Origin of the sequence: Streptomyces sp. NRRL WC-3618 (genome assembly GCF_001280005.1) — a bacterium.
Taxonomy (GTDB): domain Bacteria; phylum Actinomycetota; class Actinomycetes; order Streptomycetales; family Streptomycetaceae; genus Streptomyces.
Window position 1 is genome coordinate 1 of record NZ_LGDW01000061.1, and the last position, 19418, is coordinate 19418.

Sequence of the window (19418 nt, forward strand, 5' to 3'; positions counted from 1 at the left end):
GGGGATCCGTGGCCGTTTCTCCGGGGGGAGGGTCGGATGACGAGTGCGGGTCCGTTGTGGCTGGTCGCGCCCACGCGGCGAAGCCGCAAATGTCAGAGCCCCGCGCCCCTATCGGGGCGCTGAACGCACCGGAGACAGACCGCTTCGCCGATGCCGTGCCTGCTCGGCTTGCCGAGGTGCTGGGCGATGGTCTCGGGCTGACCGGGCCCCGGCTCACCTTTACCAACGCCTGTGTCGCGTCCGCCGCCGCGATCATTCATGCCTGTCGGCTGATCTCCTCCGGGCGGCTCGATGTCGCCGTCTGTGCGGGTGGGTATCTGGTCGAGGAGGAGACCTTCGGGAAGTTCGACTCCGGGCGGGCCTTGTCGCGGGACGGCATGGTGCGGCCGTTCAGTGCCGATCGCACCGGGCTGCTCCTCGGTGACGGGGTCGCGGCCGTCGTCCTGGAGTCCGCCGAGCACGCCCGGCGCCGGGGGGCCCGCCCGCTCGCGTCCGTCGTCGGATGGGGCGCCGCCACCGACGCCCACCACATCGCCCAGCCGCATCCGGAAGGCGCCGGCCTCGCCCGTGCCGCCCAGCAGGCGTTGCGGCTGGCCAGGGACCCGGACGGGGCGTCCCTCGACTACGTCAACGCGCATGGCACCGGCACCAAGTACAACGACGGCGCCGAGACCCGGGGCCTGCGGGCCGCCTTCCCCAAGTGGGCCGAGTCGATACCGGTCAGCTCGACCAAGTCCACCACCGGCCACCTTCTGGAAGCCGCGGGCGTCGTGGAGTTCGTGATCACGATGCTGGCGCTGCTGGACGGCGTACTCCCGCCGACCGCCGGATACGGCGCCCCCGACCCGGAGTGCGACCTCGACTACGTACCGAACGAGCCGCGCCCCGCCGACGCGCACCGTGCCCTCACCATCAACGCCGCCTTCGGGGGCGCCAACACCGCACTCGTCCTGGAGCGGCCGTGACCACGACCGACGAGACCACGATCCGTTCCTCCCGCTCCGCCCTCTGTGTCCTCGCCGCCGCCACCGCGACCCACGGGACCGGCCGGGACGCCGACATCGCGCTGCCGAAGCTGCCCGGCTTCGTGGAGTCGGCGTTCAGTCCGCTGGCGTACGAGGTCAGCGCGAGGTGTCTGACCAGGGCCCCGGGTGACGGCGCCCGTACCGCCGTGGCGCTGGCCAGTCTGGCGGGCGACACCACCACCGCGGACCTGGCGAGCCGGCGCATGGTGTCCGGACGGGTGCACAACCCGCTGCTGTTCATGCAGGCCACCGCCAACTCCGTACTGGGGCACATGAGTCGGGAGTTCGGCATCACCGGCCAGATGTTCAGCATCTCCACGCTCGACGACGCGCTCGGTGAACTCCTGTCCATGGCCGACCTGTTGCTGGACGACGAGGAGATCGACCGGGTCCTGGTACTGGGGGTGGAGCTGGGCGGCGGCGAGCGCGTGGCCGCCGTACACCGCGAACTGGCGGCAGACAGCACGCTGACGTTCGCGGACCTCCCCGAGTCTGCGGGCCTGGCGGCGGCGCTGCTCCTCGGCCGTACCGGCGACGCGCCCGGGGCGCCGGTGCCGGTCGGGCCCACCGGGACGGCCGGGCAACCCGGCAGCATCCAGAGCCTGTTCGAGCTGGCCACCGCCCACGCCGAACCACGTACCGAGACGGAGACCCATCCCCATGCTCATCAGTAGGCAGGAGCGGGCCCGGATCTGCTCCGACACCGAACTGGGCGCCGGCAACATCCTGGCCCGACTGGCGGCGTACGACCGTCCACGCGACGAGGTCGTGCTGCGGACGGACGGCAACTGGCGCGCCCCGGACGGCAGTTACCCCACCGAACTCACCCTCGGGGAACTGGGCGATGCCGTCGAGGCCTACGCGGGCTGGTACGCCGCCCAGGGTGTCCGCCCCCGCGACCCCGTCGCCCTGCACTCCTACTCCAGCGCCGAGTTCGCGGTGAACTTCCTGGCGCTGACCTCCCTCGGCGCGATCCCGTCGTTCGTCAACGGCAACCTGCCGCCCGACATCGCGCGGGAGTACGTACGACGGCAGGGCGCCGTAGGTGCCTTCACGGACCTGGAACACCACGACGTACTGGCGCCGGCGCCGGCACCGACCACGGCATCGGCGTCCCCGGATCAGGGCTCGGGCCTGCGCTTCTGTGCGACCGCCGCCGACATCCGCCCCGAACACCGAGCCTCGCTGCCGACATCCCACCCGTACCGTCACGACCCCACCGACCCGGTGCTCATCTCGCACTCGTCCGGAACCACCGGTATGCCCAAGGGAGTTCCGCACACCCACCGGACGCTGATGTACGCGCAACTGCACCGCCTGCGCTACTCCACCGGCACCGACATGGAACGCACCCTCGTCGGGCTGCCCGGCGCGCACAACGCGATGGTGGCGACGCTGCTGTACTGCCTCCTCCTGCGCACCGACATCAAGCTTCTCTCCAGTCAGCGCGGAACCGAAGTACTGGACGCCATCGAGGAGTTCAGGCCCACCACCGTGCTGGCCTTCGCCGGGACCTTCGGCGAGATGGCCGCCGAGGACCTCTCGGTCCGCGACCTGTCCAGCGTGCAGGTGTGGTTCAACACCGGGGACGCGGCCCACGAGTCCCATATCCGGGCCCTCGTGCGGCACGGCAGCCACCAGACGATCGGCAAGGACCTGCGGCGCGTCCGCGTCGACGGTTCCGTCTTCGTCGACGGCCTCGGCTCGTCCGAGGCCGGTTACTCCGTCTTCCACAACCGGCACACCAAGGACACCTCGGCGTACTCGCGCTGCGTCGGCAGACCGATCAGCTTCGCCGAGGCCGCCGTACTCGCCGAGGACGGCACCCCTCTGCCGCCCGGCGAGATCGGCCGCCTGGGCCTCAAGTCCCCGACTCTCACGCCGGGTTACTGGAACGACTCGCTGACCTGGAACCGTATGCGCCTCGGCGGCTACTGGCTCACCGGGGACCTCGCCCACCAGGACGAGGACGGCAACTTCTACCACCTCGACCGCGCTCCGGACGCCATCCGCACCAGCGCAGGCGTCGTCTTCAGCACCCGTACCGAGGAACTCCTGCTGCGCGAACTGCCCGAGCTGGCGGACTGCACGGTGGTCGGAGTCGCGGACGACGGCGTACGGGCGGACTGGGACGGCGACGGGGTGGCGGACGCGTACGCGCTGCTCCAGCTCTCCGACGAAGAGGACGGCGGCGAAGAGGGCGGTGGCGAACAGGCTGCCGACGACCACGAGTTGACCGACCGGGTCAACGCCGCCCTCCGGGCCGCCGGATTCCCCCCGGTCACCCGGGCCCTTCGCATGAAGCCGGACGATGTCGCCAAGGGCGCCACCGGCAAGGTCCTCAAGCGAGTGATGCGCGACCGCTTCGCCGCTTCGGCGGCCAAGGAGCGGCAGCGATGAGCACAGGTACGAGTACAGGGGCTGGAGACGTCAACCATCGCGCCCGCGCCAGCGAGGCCTACCGGCTGTGGTGGCAGCACGACGCGAACTGGTACCAGGGGGTGGCGAGCCGGTTCGGGCAGGAGGCCGCGAACGAGCTCAACGCCGAGGCGCTGCGCAAGGTCGCGACGCACGTCGGACAGCGCGTCGGCCGCCTGTCCGGCCCGCTCCCCGACACCGGCGACACCCACAAGGACCTGGAAGAACTGCGCCGCCGGTACGACGACTGCGGCGACCGCATGTTCCCGCCGGAACTGCGCAACGCCTCCACGGAGGTCGAGGACGTGACCGACGACGAGGGTCTGATCGTCCTCACGCTCCGCCGGAGTTTCGCCGTCACCATGGTGCGGATGGCCGGCTCACTGGACGGCTACCGGTGCCCGTGCACCGACATCCACGCCGGCTGGTCCGAAGGCCTCGGCGTCACCCTCACGGAGAACCGCGCCGAGACCTGCCTGCGCGACGGCGACAAGGCGTGCCGCCTGCTGATGCGCGTACGCACGCCACTTGTTCACACACCCAATGTTCACACCGATTCGAACGATACGAAGGACTGAACGCCATGCGGATACTTGTCGCGGGAGCAACCGGAGTGGTCGGCCATCCTTTGGTGGGCGCGCTGCGAGCGCGGGGCCACCAAGTGAGCGCGCTGGTACGGGAGGAGTCCCGGGACCGCGCTCCGGAAGCGGACGCGATCGTGGTCGCCGACGTCCTCGACCGGGAAGCGCTGCTTGCCGCCGTGGCGGAGGCACGACCTGACGTGGTCGTCCATCAGTTGACGGCGTTGCGGCTGATGTTCGACAACCCCGCGGAGGCCTTCGGCCAGACCGCGCGACTGCGCACCGAAGGCACCGCCAACCTGGTCGCGGCGGCCCGCGCGGCCGGCGCCCGGCGGCTGGTCGCGCAGTCCATCGCCTTCGCCTCCGCGCCGACCGGGGACACGGTCGTCGACGAGGACGCGCCGCTCTACGTGGACGCCCCGGACGCCGGCTGGGCGGCCACCGTAGGGGCGGTCGCCGAGCTGGAGGCCCAAGTACTGGGCGCTGCTCCGGAGTTGAGCGGCGTGGTGCTGCGGTACGGGTCGCTGTACGGCCCCGGCACCGCATACGCCCGTACCGGCGGCGGGACCGCGCAATACGTACTGGCGGGGCAGTTCCCGCTGCCCGGAGACGGGGCCGGGGTCACCTCGTTCCTGCATGTGGACGACGCCGTGGGGGCGGCGGTGGCGGCCGTGGAGTCCGAGGCCACCGGCGCCTTCCACATCACGGACGACGAACCCGCCCCGGCCGCCCAGTGGTTGCCTCACTACGCCCGCGCTCTGGACGCCCCGGCGCCGCCCACGATCCCCGCGGCGATGGCACCCGAACTGCTCGGCTGGTACATGGCCCACCAGCTCACCGCGGCGGCCGGCGCGTCGAACGCCCGGGCTCGTACGCAACTTGGCTGGAAGCCGCTGCGGCCGAGCTGGCGCGAGGGGCTGGGCCACGAATGAGCGGACCCGAACCAGGCTGTTCGGGTGACACCCGCGAGGCCGTCGTCGTGTGCGTGATCGGCGCCGGCCCTCGCGGGCTCTCGGTCCTGGAGCGGCTCTGCGCCAACGCGGGCGAGGCCGGCCGGCCGGTCGTGGTCCATCTCGTCGACCCGTACCCGCCGGGTCCGGGCGCGGTGTGGCGCACCGACCAGCCGCCCGAGCTGCTGATGAACACGGTCGCCTCCCAGGTGACCCTGTTCACCGACGACAGCGTGCCGTGCGCGGGCCCGTCGGTGCCGGGCCCGAGCCTGTACGAGTGGGCGCGCGCCCTGGAACCGGGGGCGTACCCGCCCCAGGTCCTGGCGGAGGCCGACCGCCTCGGCCCGGACACCTACCCGACCCGCGCCTTCCACGGCCACTACCTGGAGTGGGTGTTCCGGCACCTGTTGAGGACCGCGCCCGCCGAGTTCACGGTCCACACGCACCGGACGACGGCGATCGCACTGACGGACGACGACCGGTCCCCGGGTGGCCGCCAGAGCGTGACCCTGGCGGACGGCGACCGGCTCACCGGCCTGGACGCGGTCGTACTGGCCCTGGGCCACGGGCAGTTGACACCAAGCCCGGAGGAACGGGACCTGCGCTCCTTCGCCGCCCGCCACGCGAGTGCCGGTACCGGTACCCGTGGGGGTGCGGGTGCCGGTGCCCGTGGAGGTGCGGGTGCCGGTGCCGGTGTGTCCTACGTGGGCCCCGCCAACCCGGCCGACGCCGACCTGAGCGGAATCCGCCCCGGCACGCCGGTCGCCCTGCGTGGACTCGGGCTGAACTTCTTCGACCAGCTGGCGCTGCTCACCGAGGGCCGCGGCGGCACGTTCAAGCAGGGCGGCGGCCGGGACGCCGGCCTCGTCTACATCCCGAGCGGCAACGAGCCGGTGCTGTACGCCGGTTCGCGGCGCGGGGTGCCGTACCACGCGCGCGGCGAGAACGAGAAGGGCGCGCTGGGCCGCCACCACCCCCGCTTCCTGACCCCGGAGGTCATCGCCGGACTGCGGCGGCGCCCGGTCGCCTTCCGGACGGACCTCTGGCCCCTGATCGACCGCGAGATACGGACCGTCTACTACGAGGCGTGGATCCGGGCCGCCCAAGGTCCCCGGGTGGCAGCGGAGTTCTTACGGTGCCGCGTCGCGGGGCACGACGACGAGTCGGCGCTCCTCGACCGGTACGACGTACCGCCGGGCGAGCGATGGGACTGGCGGCGCGTTGAACGACCGTACGGAGAACGGCACTTCACGGACCGCGCCGACTTCCGGCACTGGCTGCTCGCGTACCTGCGTCAGGACGTCGCCGCCGCCCGCCTCGGCAATGTGAACGGGCCGCTGAAGGCAGCGCTGGACGCGTTGCGGGACCTGCGCAACGAGGTCCGGCTGGTGGTCGATCACGGAGGGGTGTCGGGCGAGTCGTACCGGGCCGAACTGGACGGCTGGTACACGCCGTTGAACGCGTTCACATCGATCGGCCCGCCCGCCTTCCGGATCGAGCAGCTGATCGCGCTGATCGAGGCGGAGGTGCTGCAGGTGGTCGGTCCGGGGATGCGGGTGTGTCCGACGGACGGTGAGGGTGGTCCGAGTGGGCCCGGTTTCCTCGTGGACGCGGAGGGGGTGTCGGAGCCCCCGGTGCTGGTGAGGGCGCTGGTCGAGGCGCGGCTGCCCGACATCGACCTGCGGCGCAGCGCGGCTCCGCTGCTACGGGGGCTGCTGGCGGAGGGCGGGTGCGTCCCGTACCGGCCGGGCGGCCACGAGACGGGCGGGATGGCGGTGAGCGACGGCGCGCCCCGGCTGCTGGACGCGTCGGGGCGAGCGCATCCTCGCCGATTCGCGTACGGGGTGCCGACGGAGGGGGTGCGCTGGGTGACGGCGGTAGGCATCAGACCGGGCGTGGGCTCGGTGACGCTGGAGGACTCGGACGCGATAGCGCGGGCGGTACTGGGCCTGGAGGAGCGTGAACCTCTTCCACAGCAAGCTCGGTTGACTGACGATCAGGTGTCTGGAGCGGGAAGTCGATGAGCATGAACGGGACGAACGGGAGGATGGCCGCTGCGTCCGTCGGCACCGACGCGGGGCTGCTCGCACCCACCTGGGCGGGCACGCGGGCGGCGGCCGAAGTGACCGACGAGGCATGGCTCCAGGCACTGCTGGACGTGGAAGTCGCCCTGTCGCAGGCTCAGTTCGAGGTCGGCCTGACACCTGCCGCAGCGCTCGCGTCGATCGCCTCCCAGGCCCACGCGGACCGCCTGGACCTGGTCGCCCTGGCGCACGCGGCCCGAGGCGCCGCCAATCCGGTGGTCGCGCTCGTCGCGGCGTTCACCGAGGTGGTCGCCGCGAAGGACCCCGCCGCCGCCGAGTACGTCCACCGGGGTTCGACCAGCCAGGACATCCTGGACTCGGCGGCCATGCTGATCGCCCGCCGCGTGCTCACCCTGATCGCCATCGACCTCGAACGCACCGCCACCGCCCTGGCCGCACTCGCGGACACCCACCGCCACACCGTCCTGGCGGCCCGCACCCTGGCCCAGCACGCGGTACCCACCACCCTCGGCCTGAAAGCGGCGACCTGGCTTCGGCTCGTCATGGACGCCCTGACCCGGGTACGGGCGGTGGCCGGTGAGCTCCCCGCCCAACTGGGCGGTGCGGCGGGCACGTTGGCCGCATACCGGGAGTACGCGGCCCTGGACGGCGGCGCGGGCAGGTCACCCGAGGCGGGCGAGGGCGGAATCGAGTTACTGGCCCCCTTCGCGAAGGCGCTCGGGCTGGCTGAGCCGACGCTGCCGTGGCACACCGTACGCACGCCGATCGCCGAACTGGGCGCGGTACTTCAGCTGGTCACCGGGGCGCTCGGCAAGTTCGCGCTGGATGTGCAGACACTGTCCCGTACGGAGATCGGCGAGCTGTCCGAGCCGGCGGCGGCGGGACGCGGCGCCTCGTCGGCGATGCCGCAGAAACGCAACCCGGCCCTCGCCACCCTCATCGTGTCGGCGGCCCGCCAAGTCCCTGCGTACGCACTGGTTTTGGCGCAGTGTCTGCTGGCCGAGGACGAACGCCCCGCCGGTGCCTGGCACGCCGAGTGGCAGCCGTTGCGGGAGGCACTGCGGCTGGCGGGCGGCGCGGCGCACACGGCGGTGGAGCTGGCGGAGGGCCTGATCGTCCACCCGGAACGCATGCTGGCCAACCTCGACCTGACCGGCGGAGCGATCGTCACCGAACGACTGGCGGTCGCACTGGCCCCGGTGCTCGGCAAGGCGCCCGCGAAGAAGCTGCTGTCGACGGCCTCGGCCGAGGCCGCCGCCACCGGCCGCCCGCTCGCCGAAATCCTCCTGGCCCACCCGGAGTTGGCGGCCCGACTCACTCCCACCCGCCTGTCGGACCTGCTCGACCCGACCCGCTACACGGGCGCGGCGGACGCACTGGTCGACCGAGCACTGCGCGCATACGAGGACAGGAACGAGGGCGACCAGAGCGTCGTCCGACGGGCGAAGTGAGAACAGGCAAGAAGGAGGTTCGCATTCCTCAGCAAACCCGCAGAAGGGTACCGACCGCCTGCCACAAGGAACGCTTTCGTCGTTTTACGCTCCGTCGCCTGAATTGCGCTGGGTATTACTCCTTGGTTCCCCACGCACAGAACAGCTGTGGATAAGACAGTACCGCGTCCGCGGCGGTCAGTTCCTGGGCCAGCCGTGCCTCGAATGTCTCAAGTCCGACCTCCTCGACTGTCGCGGCACCCGACTTCTCGATAAGCGGGAGCATCGTCTTGACAATCCCCGCGAACAACGCGGCGCCGTCCGGATCGCCGGGGACGAACTGGCGATGGACAGCCATCGTCCCGAGAGGCCGCAGACCCGCCTCTCGCAGTACTCCCACCAGCGCCGGTCCGAGCCCGGTGGCGACCTTCGCCTGCTTGAAGGCCTCGGTCAGCCAGAACACGCTCCGGGATGCCAAAGGCGTCGCGGGTCGCGAACCGGAGGCCGTCAGGTCCATTTCCACCGGGGCCACCACGCCGCCCGGACGCAGCAGTTCAGCCTGCGTCCTCAGCACGGCGGCCGGATCCGGCGCGTACATCAGGATCGCGCGGCCGACGATCGCGTCGAACGGGCCGCCGGTGGCCGGTTCGTGCATGTCGCCCTGAACGAACCGAACGTTGCTGACCAGCTTTTGGCGGGCACGGAACTCGGCGAGCGCGATGGCGTCCGCCGACTGCTCGATACCGACGACCGCGCCGTCCGGCCCGACCAGTTCGGCGGCGAGGAGCGATACGTCGCCCGCCCCGGATCCGAGGTCGAGGACGCGCATGCCAGGGCCGATTCCGGCCTCCCGCAGCAGGGCTCGGGTAGCAGGTTCGAGAATTCGGCCCTGGAAGGTGAGCCGATCCAACTCCTCGGAGTCGCTCCCCAATTGATAGTCATCCTGAACCGCACTCATGACTTTGTCCGTTTCCACGTCGAATTCCCGTCCTGTGCGCCCCTCGGATTCAAGGGATCATTGCAACGCTACAGAGAAGTTATGTGATTGTTCAAGGGTTACGGCAAGCGGGACGGAAGCCGGAATGGTTTGCCCCTGATTCGGTGCACCTGTACGCCGCGACAATGGCGATTACGGAGAAACAGGAGAGCGACGGGAGGAGGATGGGGACATGGAGAGTGAAGCCAAGATGGCGCAGGCAACGCCCCGTTCGGTCTTCGTCACCGGCGGGAACAGGGGGATCGGGCTGGCGATAGCCCGGCGTTTCGCGGCGGCGGGTGACCGGGTCGCGGTGACCTACCGAGGCGAGACGCCCCCCGAGTCGGTATCGGGTCCGGAAGGATTCCTGGCCGTACGCTGCGATGTGACGGACAGTCAGGAGGTGGACCGTGCCTTCAAGGAGGCCGAGGCGGCACACGGCCCGGTGACGGTCCTGGTCGCCAACGCGGGCACCTCGAACGACCGCCTGCTGGTGCGGATGACGGAGGCGGACTTCACCTCGGTCATCGACACCAACCTCACCGGCGCCTTCCGCGTCAGTCAGCGCGCGGTACGCGGCATGCTCCGCGAGGGTCACGGCCGTATCGTCCTCATCTCCTCCACGGCGGCCCTGCACGGCTCCGCCGGCCAGACCAACTACGCGGCGGCCAAAGCGGGGTTGATCGGCTTCGCCCGCTCCCTGACCCACGAACTGGGTCCACGGGACATCACCTGCAACGTGGTGGCACCGGGCCTCACGGAAACGGACATGAGCAGCGCCCTCACCCCCGACCAGCGCCGCGACCTCCTCCGCCAGACCCCGGCCGGCCGCCTCGCCCACCCCGACGAGGTCGCGGACGCGGTGGCGTTCCTGGCGGGGGCGGGGTATGTGCGGGGGGCGGTGATCCCGGTGGACGGGGGTGCGGGGCTGGGACACTGAAGCCCCCGCCCTTCTCGCGTCGGAGACCGGCCAGGGCGTCGTAAGGCTGAGCTACGCGCAGTACGCCGAGTACGTGGACCGCTTCGCCGGCGCGTTGCACGCGCTGGGGGTGCGCAGCGGTCAGGTCGGCGATGCAGTTGCCGAACCCCTGGCAGATCGGACCGCTGGTACTGGCGTGCGCCCGGCTCGGTGCCGTCGTCGCGCCCATCATGTGCGCGTTCCGGCCCCGTGAGCTGGAGCGGATGCTCCGCCGGCTGGACCCACAAGCGGCACCCGGCTCATCTGCTTCAGCGGAGCGGACTTCAACGACAAGGCCCAGGCGTCGTCGGAGGCGAATCCCGACGTCCAACTGATCGACCTCGCGGCCCTCTACAGGCCCGCGTGACACAGGCCACCCCTGGGCGGCGGCGGCGAACAACCGTACTGTCCGGTGATGTGGACCATGGCACGGTAGCCACCCGCACCGGGAAACGCCACACCGTCCAGCGAACCAGAACCGCCCGCGCCGCCAACTGGCGGCCGGACGTTGCCCTTGGCCCCCGCACCCCTTCCCCGTGGGGACGTTCGCACCCGTGTGTTGACGGTCGCGGACGGCCGGAGCGGGGTCAGCGCCAGGTGGTGAACGGTGTGCTGTGGCGGTGGCGGGGACCGGGCGCCCTAGCGTGACCTGCCCGAGCACTGTGGCCCGTGGCAGGCCGTCTACGAAGGATTCGTCCGCTGGGAGACAGACGGGACCTGGGCGAAGCTGCGTCCTGGTCGAACGCTGCTTCAACGACCTAGCATCGACGCATGCGTTTATGGCGGAGTCATGACACGTTCGGGTCCCTCCCCCGCGACCCCCGAGCCGACGAGTATCCGATGCCGTTCGTTCCGTACGGCTGGTACGCCGTACTGCGCAGCGCCGAGCTGCGGCCGGGCAAGGTCGTCAGCCTGCACTACTTCGGCCGGGCGCTCATCGCCTTCCGGGGCACCGACGGCCGGGCGACCGTCCGGGACGCGCACTGCCCGCACTACGGCGCCCACCTGGGCGCCGGCGGCAAGGTCGTGGACGGCACGGTGGAGTGCCCGTTCCACGGCTGGCGGTTCGGCACGGACGGCAGGTGCGTCCAGGCGCCGTTCGCCGTCCACACCCCCAAGGTGTCCCTCGGCGGCTTCCCGGTCCGCGAACACAGCGGACTCGTCCTCGTGTACGCCGGGCCGGGCGAGCCGTCCTGGGAGGTACCGGAGATCCCCGAGACGGCGTCCAAGGACTACGCCGCCCCGATCGACGACACCCGCCGGGCGCGCGTCCACGTCCAGGAGATGCGCGAGAACATCGTCGACGAGTCCCACTTCCACTTCATCCACGGCCAGAGCGAACCCCCGGTCCAGGCCTGGAGCGAGGACGGCCCCTACGCCGAGGCCCGTGGCCGAATCGCGCGGCGCGTCCTCGCCTGGGACATCAACAACACCTTCGACGCGTTCATGTACGGGCCGGGCATCATGGTCGTCCGCGTCCACGGCCCCGTCCTGTCGGTGACAGCGGTCGCCCTCACGACCCCGGTCGACGACCGCACGAGCGAACTCCGGACGCTGTTCTACGTCCGCAAGCCCGCCCGGTTCCCGTTCCGGTTCCTGACGCCCGCCCTGAAGCTCGTCTTCCGCAGGGAGGCCCTGGGCGAGGTGAGCGAGGAGGTCGAAATCTGGGACCACAAGATCCACCAGCCCCGCCCGGTACTGCTCCCGCACGAGAAGGGGATCAGGGTGATCCGGCGGTGGTACGCGCAGTTCTACCCGTCGCCGGCCGGTCCGATCCCGGCGCCACGTCAGGCGACCGGGGCGGCCGGGACCGGGCAGCCGGAGAGCGCGGACCCGGTTCGGACGAACGCCCCCTCAGGCCACCGAGGACCGGCCATCGGATGACACGCCGTCGTCCGGCCGCCCGCTGTCATGGGCGGTGAAGACGAAGGCCGAGTGGTCACCGTCCAGGTCGATGGTCAGCGACGCGTCCAGCGCCTTCGCCAGGCGGGTGAGCAACGGCAAGGTGGGTACGGAGTCTCCGCCCTCGATGTGGGAAAACTGCGGCTGGGTCATACCGACCCGCCGCGCCAGCTCGGACTGCGACAGCCCCAGCCCCGTACGGCGGTCATGAACGGCTTGGGCAAGAGCAAACGCGTACCCGGCCTCCACATACGCGGAAGTCTCCGCGACCTGCTCTTCCAGGAGCTTCCGCGTCCGACGGGTCTTCCACTCGGAGTGGTTCACAGTGCCTGTTCCTCCTTGCTCCGGTCGTAGGTGTGCTCGGCAGGACCGTGCTCCCCTTTACCTGTACGCGCCCTGCGCATAGTAGGAAAATTGGAGGCCTGGTGGTCGTCGGGCCGGTCCTCGATCCCAGGCCTTCCACTCGCCGTAGAGAGGATCGAATGTGGCCTCGGATCACGACATGCTGTGGGGTCGTTGTTCGCTTCTGGGCCGTGTCCTGCTACCGCTGGTGGACCATGAGCCATGGCGGCAAACTCGTCGCCATGAGAACCTGCGGGCCTGGGACATCGACCCAGCGGCAGGTGAGCGGCTGATCGAGATCTTCGCGGCCCTGGCGGCCCATGCTGTCGCGGTCGACGCTTCCTTGTCCGCCGCGGAGTTGGATGCTCTGTCCCTCAGGGTCGTCGCCGACGCGGCGACCGGCAAGCGCGACTACGAACTGCTCGCCGGGCTCCCGGACACCTTCGTGGACGACCGTGACGGACTCGCGGTCAACGTCTTTCGCCTGCACGCCTACAGGGGTGAGCATTACAGCCTCCGGCTCACCCGGCTGAGCAGGGAACTGCACCATGCGCTGCTGGTCCTCGCCGAACGCGCACCAATACGGTCACCCACGTGCGGAGACGCCTTCCGCCGGGCGGCCGAGGCCGGCCTACCCCAGTGACAACGGAGATCCGACAAGCGGAGGCCGCACTGCCAGCCGCAGTTGGTGGCGGTGGCCTGGCGACTCCCCCGCACGGCAGGTGTCACCAAGGGCGGCGCCGATCTGCGGTGTCTGGTGGACCGACTCAACGGCAGTTGCCGGTACCCGGCGCAGCAGCGGCGTACGGTCCGGAGGGCGGCGTGGATTCGGTGGTCACCGAAGCAACTGGCCAGGCACACCGGAAGATCCGGCAGGGCAGACTGTGCGAGGTGAACGTCTATGGCCTGGTGCACCGCGAGCCCGCTCCCGAAAGGTACGGGCGCCTGCGCGTACAGAGCACCGATCTCAGTCCGGCCCACTGGCTCACCCAACGCGCCCCCGGGCACGGCGACTTCGGCACGGTGGCGGGCGTCGCCGCGCCCGGATACGCCGCCTACGCCCGGGTTCTGCATCCGGCGTCCCTGCGCGAGCAGCCGGTGCGATGGTCAGTGGTGGCCTCCGCCCATGGGCGCGGGATGGCGCCGGGCACGGACTGGCACGAGCTGATCGGGATGGACCGCGACTACCCCAACGCCTCCGACTACGGCCTGCCTGGCGTCTGGGACGAGCACCCTGCGGAGGGTCCCACCCCGCCCGCTGTCGCCCGGGCCCTGATCCCCGTCCTGGCCCGGCACACCCAGACCCCCGAGCACTGCTGGTACGGCCTGTGGCACGGCTACGGGCGCTTCGACTTCGACCGGATGCCGTCCTTCGAGACGCCCGGCCGGGACGAGGTGCTGCTCGCCGGCACACTGGCCGAAGCCGTCTCACCGGTGTCCATGGACGAATTCGCCGAGCTGCCAGACCTGTGGTGGCCGCAGGACCGCGCCTGGTGCCTCGGCGGTGACGTGGACCTGGTAAGCACCTACGTGGGTGGATCCGATGCGCTGATCGCCGAACTACTGGCCGCACCGGAGCTGGAATCCCACCGGGTGGCTCCCCACGACGGAGTCGGCTGAACCCGCCGCGCGGGCGGCTGGGGGCTGCCGGGCGCACCGTCTGGAGCCACCCGGATCAGCGGGCTCCCGTACCGACGCGCGGTAGGTGTCACCAACTCCTCAGACCCTGACCGTCAAGTACAGCCAACCGCCCCAAGTACTCACATTCGTCGTGTCCTTGGCGCTGCGCACATACTCCACCCGCACCCGGAACTTCTGGTTGACCGCGTTGGTGAGGGTCAGTGAGGTCGCCGTCGCGCTGTTCGCGTCCAGCGAGAAGCAGGGGGACGTGGTGAGCGTGTGCCAGGCGCCGCTGTAGTACTCCTGGGCCTGGAACACCGAGCACTGGCCCGACTTGTTCGGGGTCACCGTGGCGGATACCGCGGGCTTGGCCGTGTGGTGGTAGACGCGGTACGTCGTGCCGCCGTACGTCGTCGTGCCGTAGTAGCCGCCGAGCCTCGTCGCGATGCCCACCTGGTCGTTCACCGTCCGCGTCGCCGACGTCGGGGCGTAGCGGTAGTCGCCCCCGAACGAGGCCGTGAAGGTCGTGTTGTGGGTCAGCTTGTACGTGGTGGTCAGGTTGCCGCTGCTGTCCACGGCCGCCGTCCTGACCAGCGTCTTCCTGCCGCCCGCCGGAGTCGCCCAGATCGACACCGTACGACTGTTGTACGTCGCGCCCAGGTGCGCCGTCACCGTCGCCGTCGCCCCGTACGTGTACGTGGACGCGTTCGTCGCCACCGAGACCGTCGTCGCGGCCCGCGACACCTGAACGATCGCCGACGCCGTCGCCGCCTGGTGCGAGGCGTCCCCCGGATAGCTCACCGTGTACGTGTTCGCGCCGCCGATCGACGGCGTGTCCTTGATCGGCAGGGTGCCGTCGGCACCCACAGCAGCGGTCCAGCTCAACGGAGTTGTGGTGTGCCCCGCGTCCGTCCGCGTCACCGTCACCGTCTCGCCGCTCGCGTACGGGGCGTCGGTCAGCGCGCCGGTGAAGCTGAGCGCGGCGCCCCGCGTCGCTGTCGCCGGGGCCTTCAGGGTCAGGGCCGGGGTGTACGGGGAGACCTGGATGGTCGCGTCCGAGGACGTCGCCTCGTGCGTCGCGTCGCCCGCGTAGGAGAGATGGTAGGTGAACCTGCCGGCGGCGTTCGGGGCGTCCGTGACCTTGAACACCGTTGTCGCCGGGTCGACTTGGACCGGCGGGAGTGCCACTGTCTGCTGCGTGTCCTCGTTCGTTCGCGAGACCTGGACCGTCGTGCCCTGGGGCAGGCTGCCCTGGTTCAGGGACGTCATCAGCGAGCCCGTGAACGCCACAGCGCCCGGCTTCGCCGACGTCAGGTCCGGGAACGGGATCGTCGTCGACAGCTTCGCCACGTACACCGTCAGCGTGGCCGTCGACGGGCGGTGCGTCGCGTCGCCGGAGTACGTCACCCCGTACGTGTACGCGCCCGCGTCCTGACGGGTGTCCGTTACGGCGAACGTGCCGTCGGCGGCGACCGTGGCCGTGCCGTCGGGCAGCGGCTCGCCGTCCCGGGTCACCTGGAGGGGCGCGCCGGCCGGCACCCAGCCCTTCGTGTTCAGGGTTCCGGTGAACCGGAACTGCTGCGTCGGGACCGCGTACTGCGGGGCGTTCAGGGCGAGTTCGGTGTCCGTGAGTTTGGCGGTGGGCAGGACGTTCAGGGTGTAGGCGCCGCCCGTCGAGTCCTTCGTGACCGCGTACAGAGTCACGCCGTCGGCGGACCATGCCAGACCGTCCGGAGCCAGGGTGCCCGTCGGGAAAGTGATCCGGTTCTCCGCGACGCCCGAACCGGCGTACAGGTACAGGCCCGCCGCCGAGCCCGAGGTCGAGCCCACGGCGATCGTTCCGTCCGTGTCTGCGGCGACGGAGTTCGGGGCGGAGTTCACGCCGCCCGTGTAGTAGACGGGGCGGGTGGCGGCCAGGAGGTCCGTGGTGCCGTACGCCTGGAGGGCCGGCTGTTGCGGGGCGGCGAGCAGGAGTTGGGTGCCGTCCGACGTCACCTGGAGGCCCGTCGCCGTGCCGCCGTGGACGAGGGTGTTGGCCTTGGTCGTCGGCGTTCCGGAGGAGACGTCGAAGGTGGCCACGTGACTGAGGCTCTGCTGCGGCTCCTCGGCGGCGAGGACACCGCCGCCCGTCGCGAGGAGCGGGGCGACCGACCAACTTCCCATGATGGACTGGGATGTTGCTGTCGGGGTCGGCTCCGTCGGGTCCACCGAACCGATCACCCCCTTGCCGTCCGCCGCCGGGTCCGTGCCGCCGTACCAGACCTTGCCGCCCGCGACCGCCACCGAGACCGGGGCGCTGCCCGTTCCGGTGGGCACGCGGGTCGTCTCGGTCAGTGTCGTCGTGTCGATCGCGGCGAGCGCGTCGCCGTCCTTCAGGGCCGTGTAGAGCGTCTCGCCGTCTGCCGACAGGGCCAGGCCTGTGGCGCCCTGTTCGCCGGTGATGGTGGTCACCGGGGCGCCGGACAGGTCGGTCACCACGATGCCGGTCGAGCCCGCGCCCTGGCTGAAGAAGAGGTGCTGGTGCGCGGTGTCGACCAACATGTGCGCGTACTGGGACAACGGCAGCGCGGCCGTGCTGTCGGCCCAGGCGGCGGAGCCCGTGAGACCGGTGAGTCCGACGGTGGCGGTCGTCAGTCCCGCGACGACCGATATCGCCGTCGTGAGGGAGAACGAGACCTGCTGGGAACGGCGGCGCATGGAGCTCCTGGAGCAAGAAAGGTGAACAAGCAGATCGGACAATAGCCGCCCCCGCCGACCCGCCCGAGTCGCCCCCTCCATGAATCCGGTAAGAACTCGGCCGCAGCAGCGACGGTTCACCGGCACGGCCGAGAACCGATACTGCCAAGTAACCCTTCAACTCCGTGAATATGCTGTGGAGTTGCTGAGAATTCAAACACTCCACTCTTCTCACAACAGCCTCATGGGCAACAAGATGGCCATGATCTCGGGGACTTGACCACTCCACGCGGGAAGGCACCACCTTGCCCCAGCAACACCCCGGCCGACGCCCCACCGTCGGCCGCCGAGCAGCGCGTCTGCTCGCCCCGGTACTCGCCGGGGGAATGATCCTCACCTTCAGCCCACTCACCCAGGCCGCTCCGGCCACGCCGGCCGCTCAGGCCGACGGCACCCGGCAGACGTATCCCGCCGGCACGTATCTCGTGCAGATCGCCGGCGATCCCGTCGCCACCTACTCGAAGACCACGCCCGCGCCCGGCAAGCGGCTGAACGTGCGGACAGAGGCCGTACGGGACTACGTCGGCCGGCTGAAGCGGCAGCGCGAGAAGGTGCTGGACGAGGTGCCGGGCACGGGTTCGCGGCGAAGTTGACCGCCCGGCAGGCGACCGCCCTGGCCCACACCGAGGGCGTCCTCTCCCTGGACCGCAACGAACTGCTCCAGATGACGGCCACGACCGGTACACACCCCACCGACGACATCCCCACCGATGCCGTCGCCACGTCGGCCTCCGCCATGACATCCTCCGGCAAGCTCCCCGTCACCGACACCGCCAAGTTCCTCGGCCTGAAGAAGCCGGGCGGCCTCTACTCCAAGGTGCCCGGCGGGCAGGCGAACGCGGGACGGGGGCAGATCATCGGTGTCATCGACACGGGGGTCGACACCGACAACCCCTCCGTCGCGGCCCTCCCGGAGCCTCTCGCCGACGCCGACATCATCGCCAAGAAGTGGAAGGGCAGTTGTGACCGCGGCGCTGACACCGCCCACCTGGTCACCTGCAACAACAAGGTGATCGGCGCCCAGTACTTCAACAAGGGCCTCACCGACCCCGATGACACCGACTGGGCGTCGCCGATGGACGCCCAGTCGCTGGGCACCCACACCGCGACCACCGCCGCCGGCAACTACAACGTGGCCGCGACCGTGGCCGACACCGCGATATCGGGCCGTGTGTCGGGGCTCGCCCCGGCCGCCCGGATCGCGGTGTACAAGATCTGCTGGCACGACGGCTGCCCGACCGTGGACGCCGTCGCCGCCTTCGACAAGGCCGTGGCCGACGGCGTCGACGCCATCAGCTACTCCGTCGCAGGCCGCACCGGCGCACGCACCAACAGCCCCGAGCTCACGATGATGTTCAACGCCGCCAAGGCGGGCGTCTTCGTCTCGGTCCCCGCGGGCGCCTCCGGGCGCGGCACCGTCATCAACGCCGCCCCGTGGGTGACCACCGTCGCCACCTCCAGCCATGACCTCGGCTACCGCACGAAGGTCACCCTCGGCAACGGCGTCTCGTACTCCGGTGCCGGCGTCGACCCCGGCTCCGTACCGTCCGCGCCGCTCGTCGACGCGGCCGACGCCGCCCGCGCCGGCGTGGAGCCCACCAAGGCCGAGCAGTGCAAGACGGGCTCGCTCGACCCAGCCAAGGTGACGGGCGCCGTGGTGCTCTGCAAGCGCGAGGACTTCGAAGGCGGGGACAAGAGCACCGAGGTGAAGGCGGCGGGCGGCGTCGGCATGGTGCTCTACACCGTCCTGGCGGACGACGGCATCATCGCCAGCGTCCACGTCCTCCCGACCACCTACCTCACCGCAGCCGACGGCCGCGCCGTCAAGGCGTACGCCGACAGCACGGGCACCACCGCCACGGCGGCCCTCGGCGCCGCGCAGGCCGAACACCAGCAGGCCCCGCTGATACCCAGCTTCTCCTCCGGCGGCCCCGACCTCCCCAGCGGCGGCGACCTGCTCAAGCCCGACATGATCGCCCCCGGCATGGACATCGTCGCGGGCACCTCTCCGGCCAACGCGGCCGGAGAGTTCAAGGGCTATCACGGCATCATGTCCGGTCCGTCCATGTCCTCCGCGCACGTCGCCGGACTGGCCCTGCTGCTGCGGTCGCTGCACCCCGACTGGTCCCCCATGGAGGTCAAGTCGGCGCTGATGACCACCGCGACCACCAAGGACAACAAGGGCAAGCCGATCGGCCGCACCGGCATCGACGGCCCGGCCAACCCGCTCGACTACGGCTCCGGACACGTCGTCCCCAACACCGCCGACAACCCCGGCCTGGTCTACGACTCCCACTCCACCGACTGGACGTCGTACATGTGCGCCCAAGGCGACAAGCCGGTCACCGGCGACGGCAGCGACGCCTGCGCCACCGTCCCGAAGACCGACCCGAGCGACCTCAACACCCCGAACATCTCGGTCGGCGACCTGGCCG

Annotated in this window: 16 protein-coding genes and 1 pseudogene; 14 read left to right on the forward strand and 3 right to left on the reverse strand. The window is 70.7% G+C overall.

Features of this window, described 5'->3' with window-relative positions; genetic code table 11:
- The 7 genes from ADL01_RS08630 to ADL01_RS08660 all read left to right on the forward strand — a co-directional run.
- Positions 1 to 965, forward strand: a 965-nt coding sequence (locus ADL01_RS08630; protein ID WP_053741321.1) for a beta-ketoacyl-[acyl-carrier-protein] synthase family protein, incomplete at its 5' end; no start/stop codon positions are given.
- The gene (locus tag ADL01_RS08635; RefSeq protein WP_053741322.1) at positions 962 to 1699 is read left to right on the forward strand and encodes a hypothetical protein; all 738 of its coding nucleotides are present in this window, start codon (positions 962 to 964) and stop codon (positions 1697 to 1699) included. The genes ADL01_RS08630 and ADL01_RS08635, both read left to right, overlap by 4 nt.
- Positions 1686 to 3425 carry a class I adenylate-forming enzyme family protein gene (locus tag ADL01_RS08640; protein WP_053741323.1) on the forward strand — a complete coding sequence of 580 codons (1740 nt, stop codon included), beginning with the start codon at positions 1686 to 1688 and terminating at the stop codon, positions 3423 to 3425. The genes ADL01_RS08635 and ADL01_RS08640 overlap by 14 nt, the downstream gene beginning before the upstream one ends.
- The gene (locus ADL01_RS08645; protein ID WP_053741324.1) at positions 3422 to 4021 is read left to right on the forward strand and encodes a hypothetical protein; all 600 of its coding nucleotides are present in this window, start codon (positions 3422 to 3424) and stop codon (positions 4019 to 4021) included. Before ADL01_RS08640 ends, ADL01_RS08645 begins: the two co-directional genes overlap by 4 nt.
- 5 nt (positions 4022 to 4026) lie before the next feature.
- On the forward strand, positions 4027 to 4956 hold the full coding sequence (locus tag ADL01_RS08650) for an NAD-dependent epimerase/dehydratase family protein (protein WP_053741325.1): 930 nt from the start codon (positions 4027 to 4029) through the stop codon (positions 4954 to 4956).
- Complete coding sequence (locus ADL01_RS08655; RefSeq protein WP_053741326.1) at positions 4953 to 6998, forward strand: FAD/NAD(P)-binding protein; 2046 nt, start codon at positions 4953 to 4955, stop codon at positions 6996 to 6998. Before ADL01_RS08650 ends, ADL01_RS08655 begins: the two co-directional genes overlap by 4 nt.
- Positions 6999 to 7021: 23 nt before the next feature.
- On the forward strand, positions 7022 to 8470 hold the full coding sequence (locus ADL01_RS08660; RefSeq protein WP_053741333.1) for a class-II fumarase/aspartase family protein: 1449 nt from the start codon (positions 7022 to 7024) through the stop codon (positions 8468 to 8470).
- Between the two features lie 115 nt (positions 8471 to 8585).
- On the opposite strand, the gene ADL01_RS08665 is transcribed toward ADL01_RS08660, so the two are convergent.
- Entirely contained in the window at positions 8586 to 9407 is an 822-nt protein-coding gene (locus tag ADL01_RS08665; protein WP_063783485.1) for a class I SAM-dependent methyltransferase, read from the reverse strand.
- 229 nt (positions 9408 to 9636) lie between these two features.
- Here ADL01_RS08665 and fabG point away from each other — a divergent pair, with 229 nt between their 5' ends.
- The 3 genes and pseudogenes from fabG to ADL01_RS08675 all read left to right on the forward strand — a co-directional run bounded on the left by fabG (position 9637) and on the right by ADL01_RS08675 (position 12267).
- A complete protein-coding gene (gene fabG, locus ADL01_RS08670; RefSeq protein ID WP_053741334.1) occupies positions 9637 to 10365 on the forward strand; it encodes a 3-oxoacyl-ACP reductase FabG in 729 nt (242 codons plus the stop codon).
- Between the two features lie 576 nt (positions 10366 to 10941).
- Positions 10942 to 11113, forward strand: a pseudogene (locus ADL01_RS45295) (transposase); the annotation flags it as partial.
- A gap of 110 nt (positions 11114 to 11223) precedes the next feature.
- Positions 11224 to 12267 carry a Rieske 2Fe-2S domain-containing protein gene (locus ADL01_RS08675; protein ID WP_053741328.1) on the forward strand — a complete coding sequence of 348 codons (1044 nt, stop codon included), beginning with the start codon at positions 11224 to 11226 and terminating at the stop codon, positions 12265 to 12267.
- Here ADL01_RS08675 and ADL01_RS08680 read toward each other — a convergent pair.
- Positions 12238 to 12609 (reverse strand): helix-turn-helix domain-containing protein, encoded by a 372-nt coding sequence (locus ADL01_RS08680; RefSeq protein ID WP_053741329.1) that lies wholly within the window; start codon positions 12607 to 12609, stop codon positions 12238 to 12240. The two genes, ADL01_RS08675 and ADL01_RS08680, sit on opposite strands and share 30 nt — an antisense overlap.
- A gap of 226 nt (positions 12610 to 12835) precedes the next feature.
- Between ADL01_RS08680 and ADL01_RS08685 the strand changes: the two genes are divergently transcribed.
- Positions 12836 to 13270, forward strand: a complete 435-nt coding sequence (locus tag ADL01_RS08685; RefSeq protein ID WP_159049483.1) for a hypothetical protein — start codon at positions 12836 to 12838, stop codon at positions 13268 to 13270.
- 179 nt (positions 13271 to 13449) lie between these two features.
- A complete protein-coding gene (locus ADL01_RS08690) occupies positions 13450 to 14247 on the forward strand; it encodes a hypothetical protein (protein WP_234354557.1) in 798 nt (265 codons plus the stop codon).
- A gap of 99 nt (positions 14248 to 14346) precedes the next feature.
- On the opposite strand, the gene ADL01_RS08695 is transcribed toward ADL01_RS08690, so the two are convergent.
- Positions 14347 to 16944: a hypothetical protein gene (locus ADL01_RS08695; RefSeq protein WP_053741331.1), complete on the reverse strand. Its 2598-nt coding sequence runs from the start codon at positions 16942 to 16944 to the stop codon at positions 14347 to 14349.
- 284 nt (positions 16945 to 17228) lie between these two features.
- Here ADL01_RS08695 and ADL01_RS45930 point away from each other — a divergent pair, with 284 nt between their 5' ends.
- Together ADL01_RS45930 and ADL01_RS08705 are read left to right on the forward strand one after the other, a co-directional pair.
- On the forward strand, positions 17229 to 17576 hold the full coding sequence (locus tag ADL01_RS45930; protein ID WP_234354558.1) for a hypothetical protein: 348 nt from the start codon (positions 17229 to 17231) through the stop codon (positions 17574 to 17576).
- A partial coding sequence (locus ADL01_RS08705; protein ID WP_234354559.1) for a S8 family serine peptidase occupies positions 17573 to 19418 on the forward strand: 1846 nt, incomplete at its 3' end. The genes ADL01_RS45930 and ADL01_RS08705, both read left to right, overlap by 4 nt.

Excerpts from the sequence above, each read along its gene's own strand:
- ADL01_RS08640 (WP_053741323.1), top strand. The coding sequence starts at position 1,686 with ATGCTCATCAGTAGGCAGGAGCGGGCCCGGATCTGCTCCGACACCGAA.
- ADL01_RS08665 (WP_063783485.1), bottom strand. The coding sequence starts at position 9,407 with ATGAGTGCGGTTCAGGATGACTATCAATTGGGGAGCGACTCCGAGGAG.
- fabG (WP_053741334.1), top strand. The coding sequence starts at position 9,637 with ATGGCGCAGGCAACGCCCCGTTCGGTCTTCGTCACCGGCGGGAACAGG.
- ADL01_RS08695 (WP_053741331.1), bottom strand. The coding sequence starts at position 16,944 with ATGCGCCGCCGTTCCCAGCAGGTCTCGTTCTCCCTCACGACGGCGATA.
- ADL01_RS08675 (WP_053741328.1), top strand. The coding sequence starts at position 11,224 with ATGCCGTTCGTTCCGTACGGCTGGTACGCCGTACTGCGCAGCGCCGAG.
- ADL01_RS08655 (WP_053741326.1), top strand. The coding sequence starts at position 4,953 with ATGAGCGGACCCGAACCAGGCTGTTCGGGTGACACCCGCGAGGCCGTC.
- ADL01_RS08645 (WP_053741324.1), top strand. The coding sequence starts at position 3,422 with ATGAGCACAGGTACGAGTACAGGGGCTGGAGACGTCAACCATCGCGCC.
- ADL01_RS08660 (WP_053741333.1), top strand. The coding sequence starts at position 7,022 with ATGGCCGCTGCGTCCGTCGGCACCGACGCGGGGCTGCTCGCACCCACC.
- ADL01_RS08650 (WP_053741325.1), top strand. The coding sequence starts at position 4,027 with ATGCGGATACTTGTCGCGGGAGCAACCGGAGTGGTCGGCCATCCTTTG.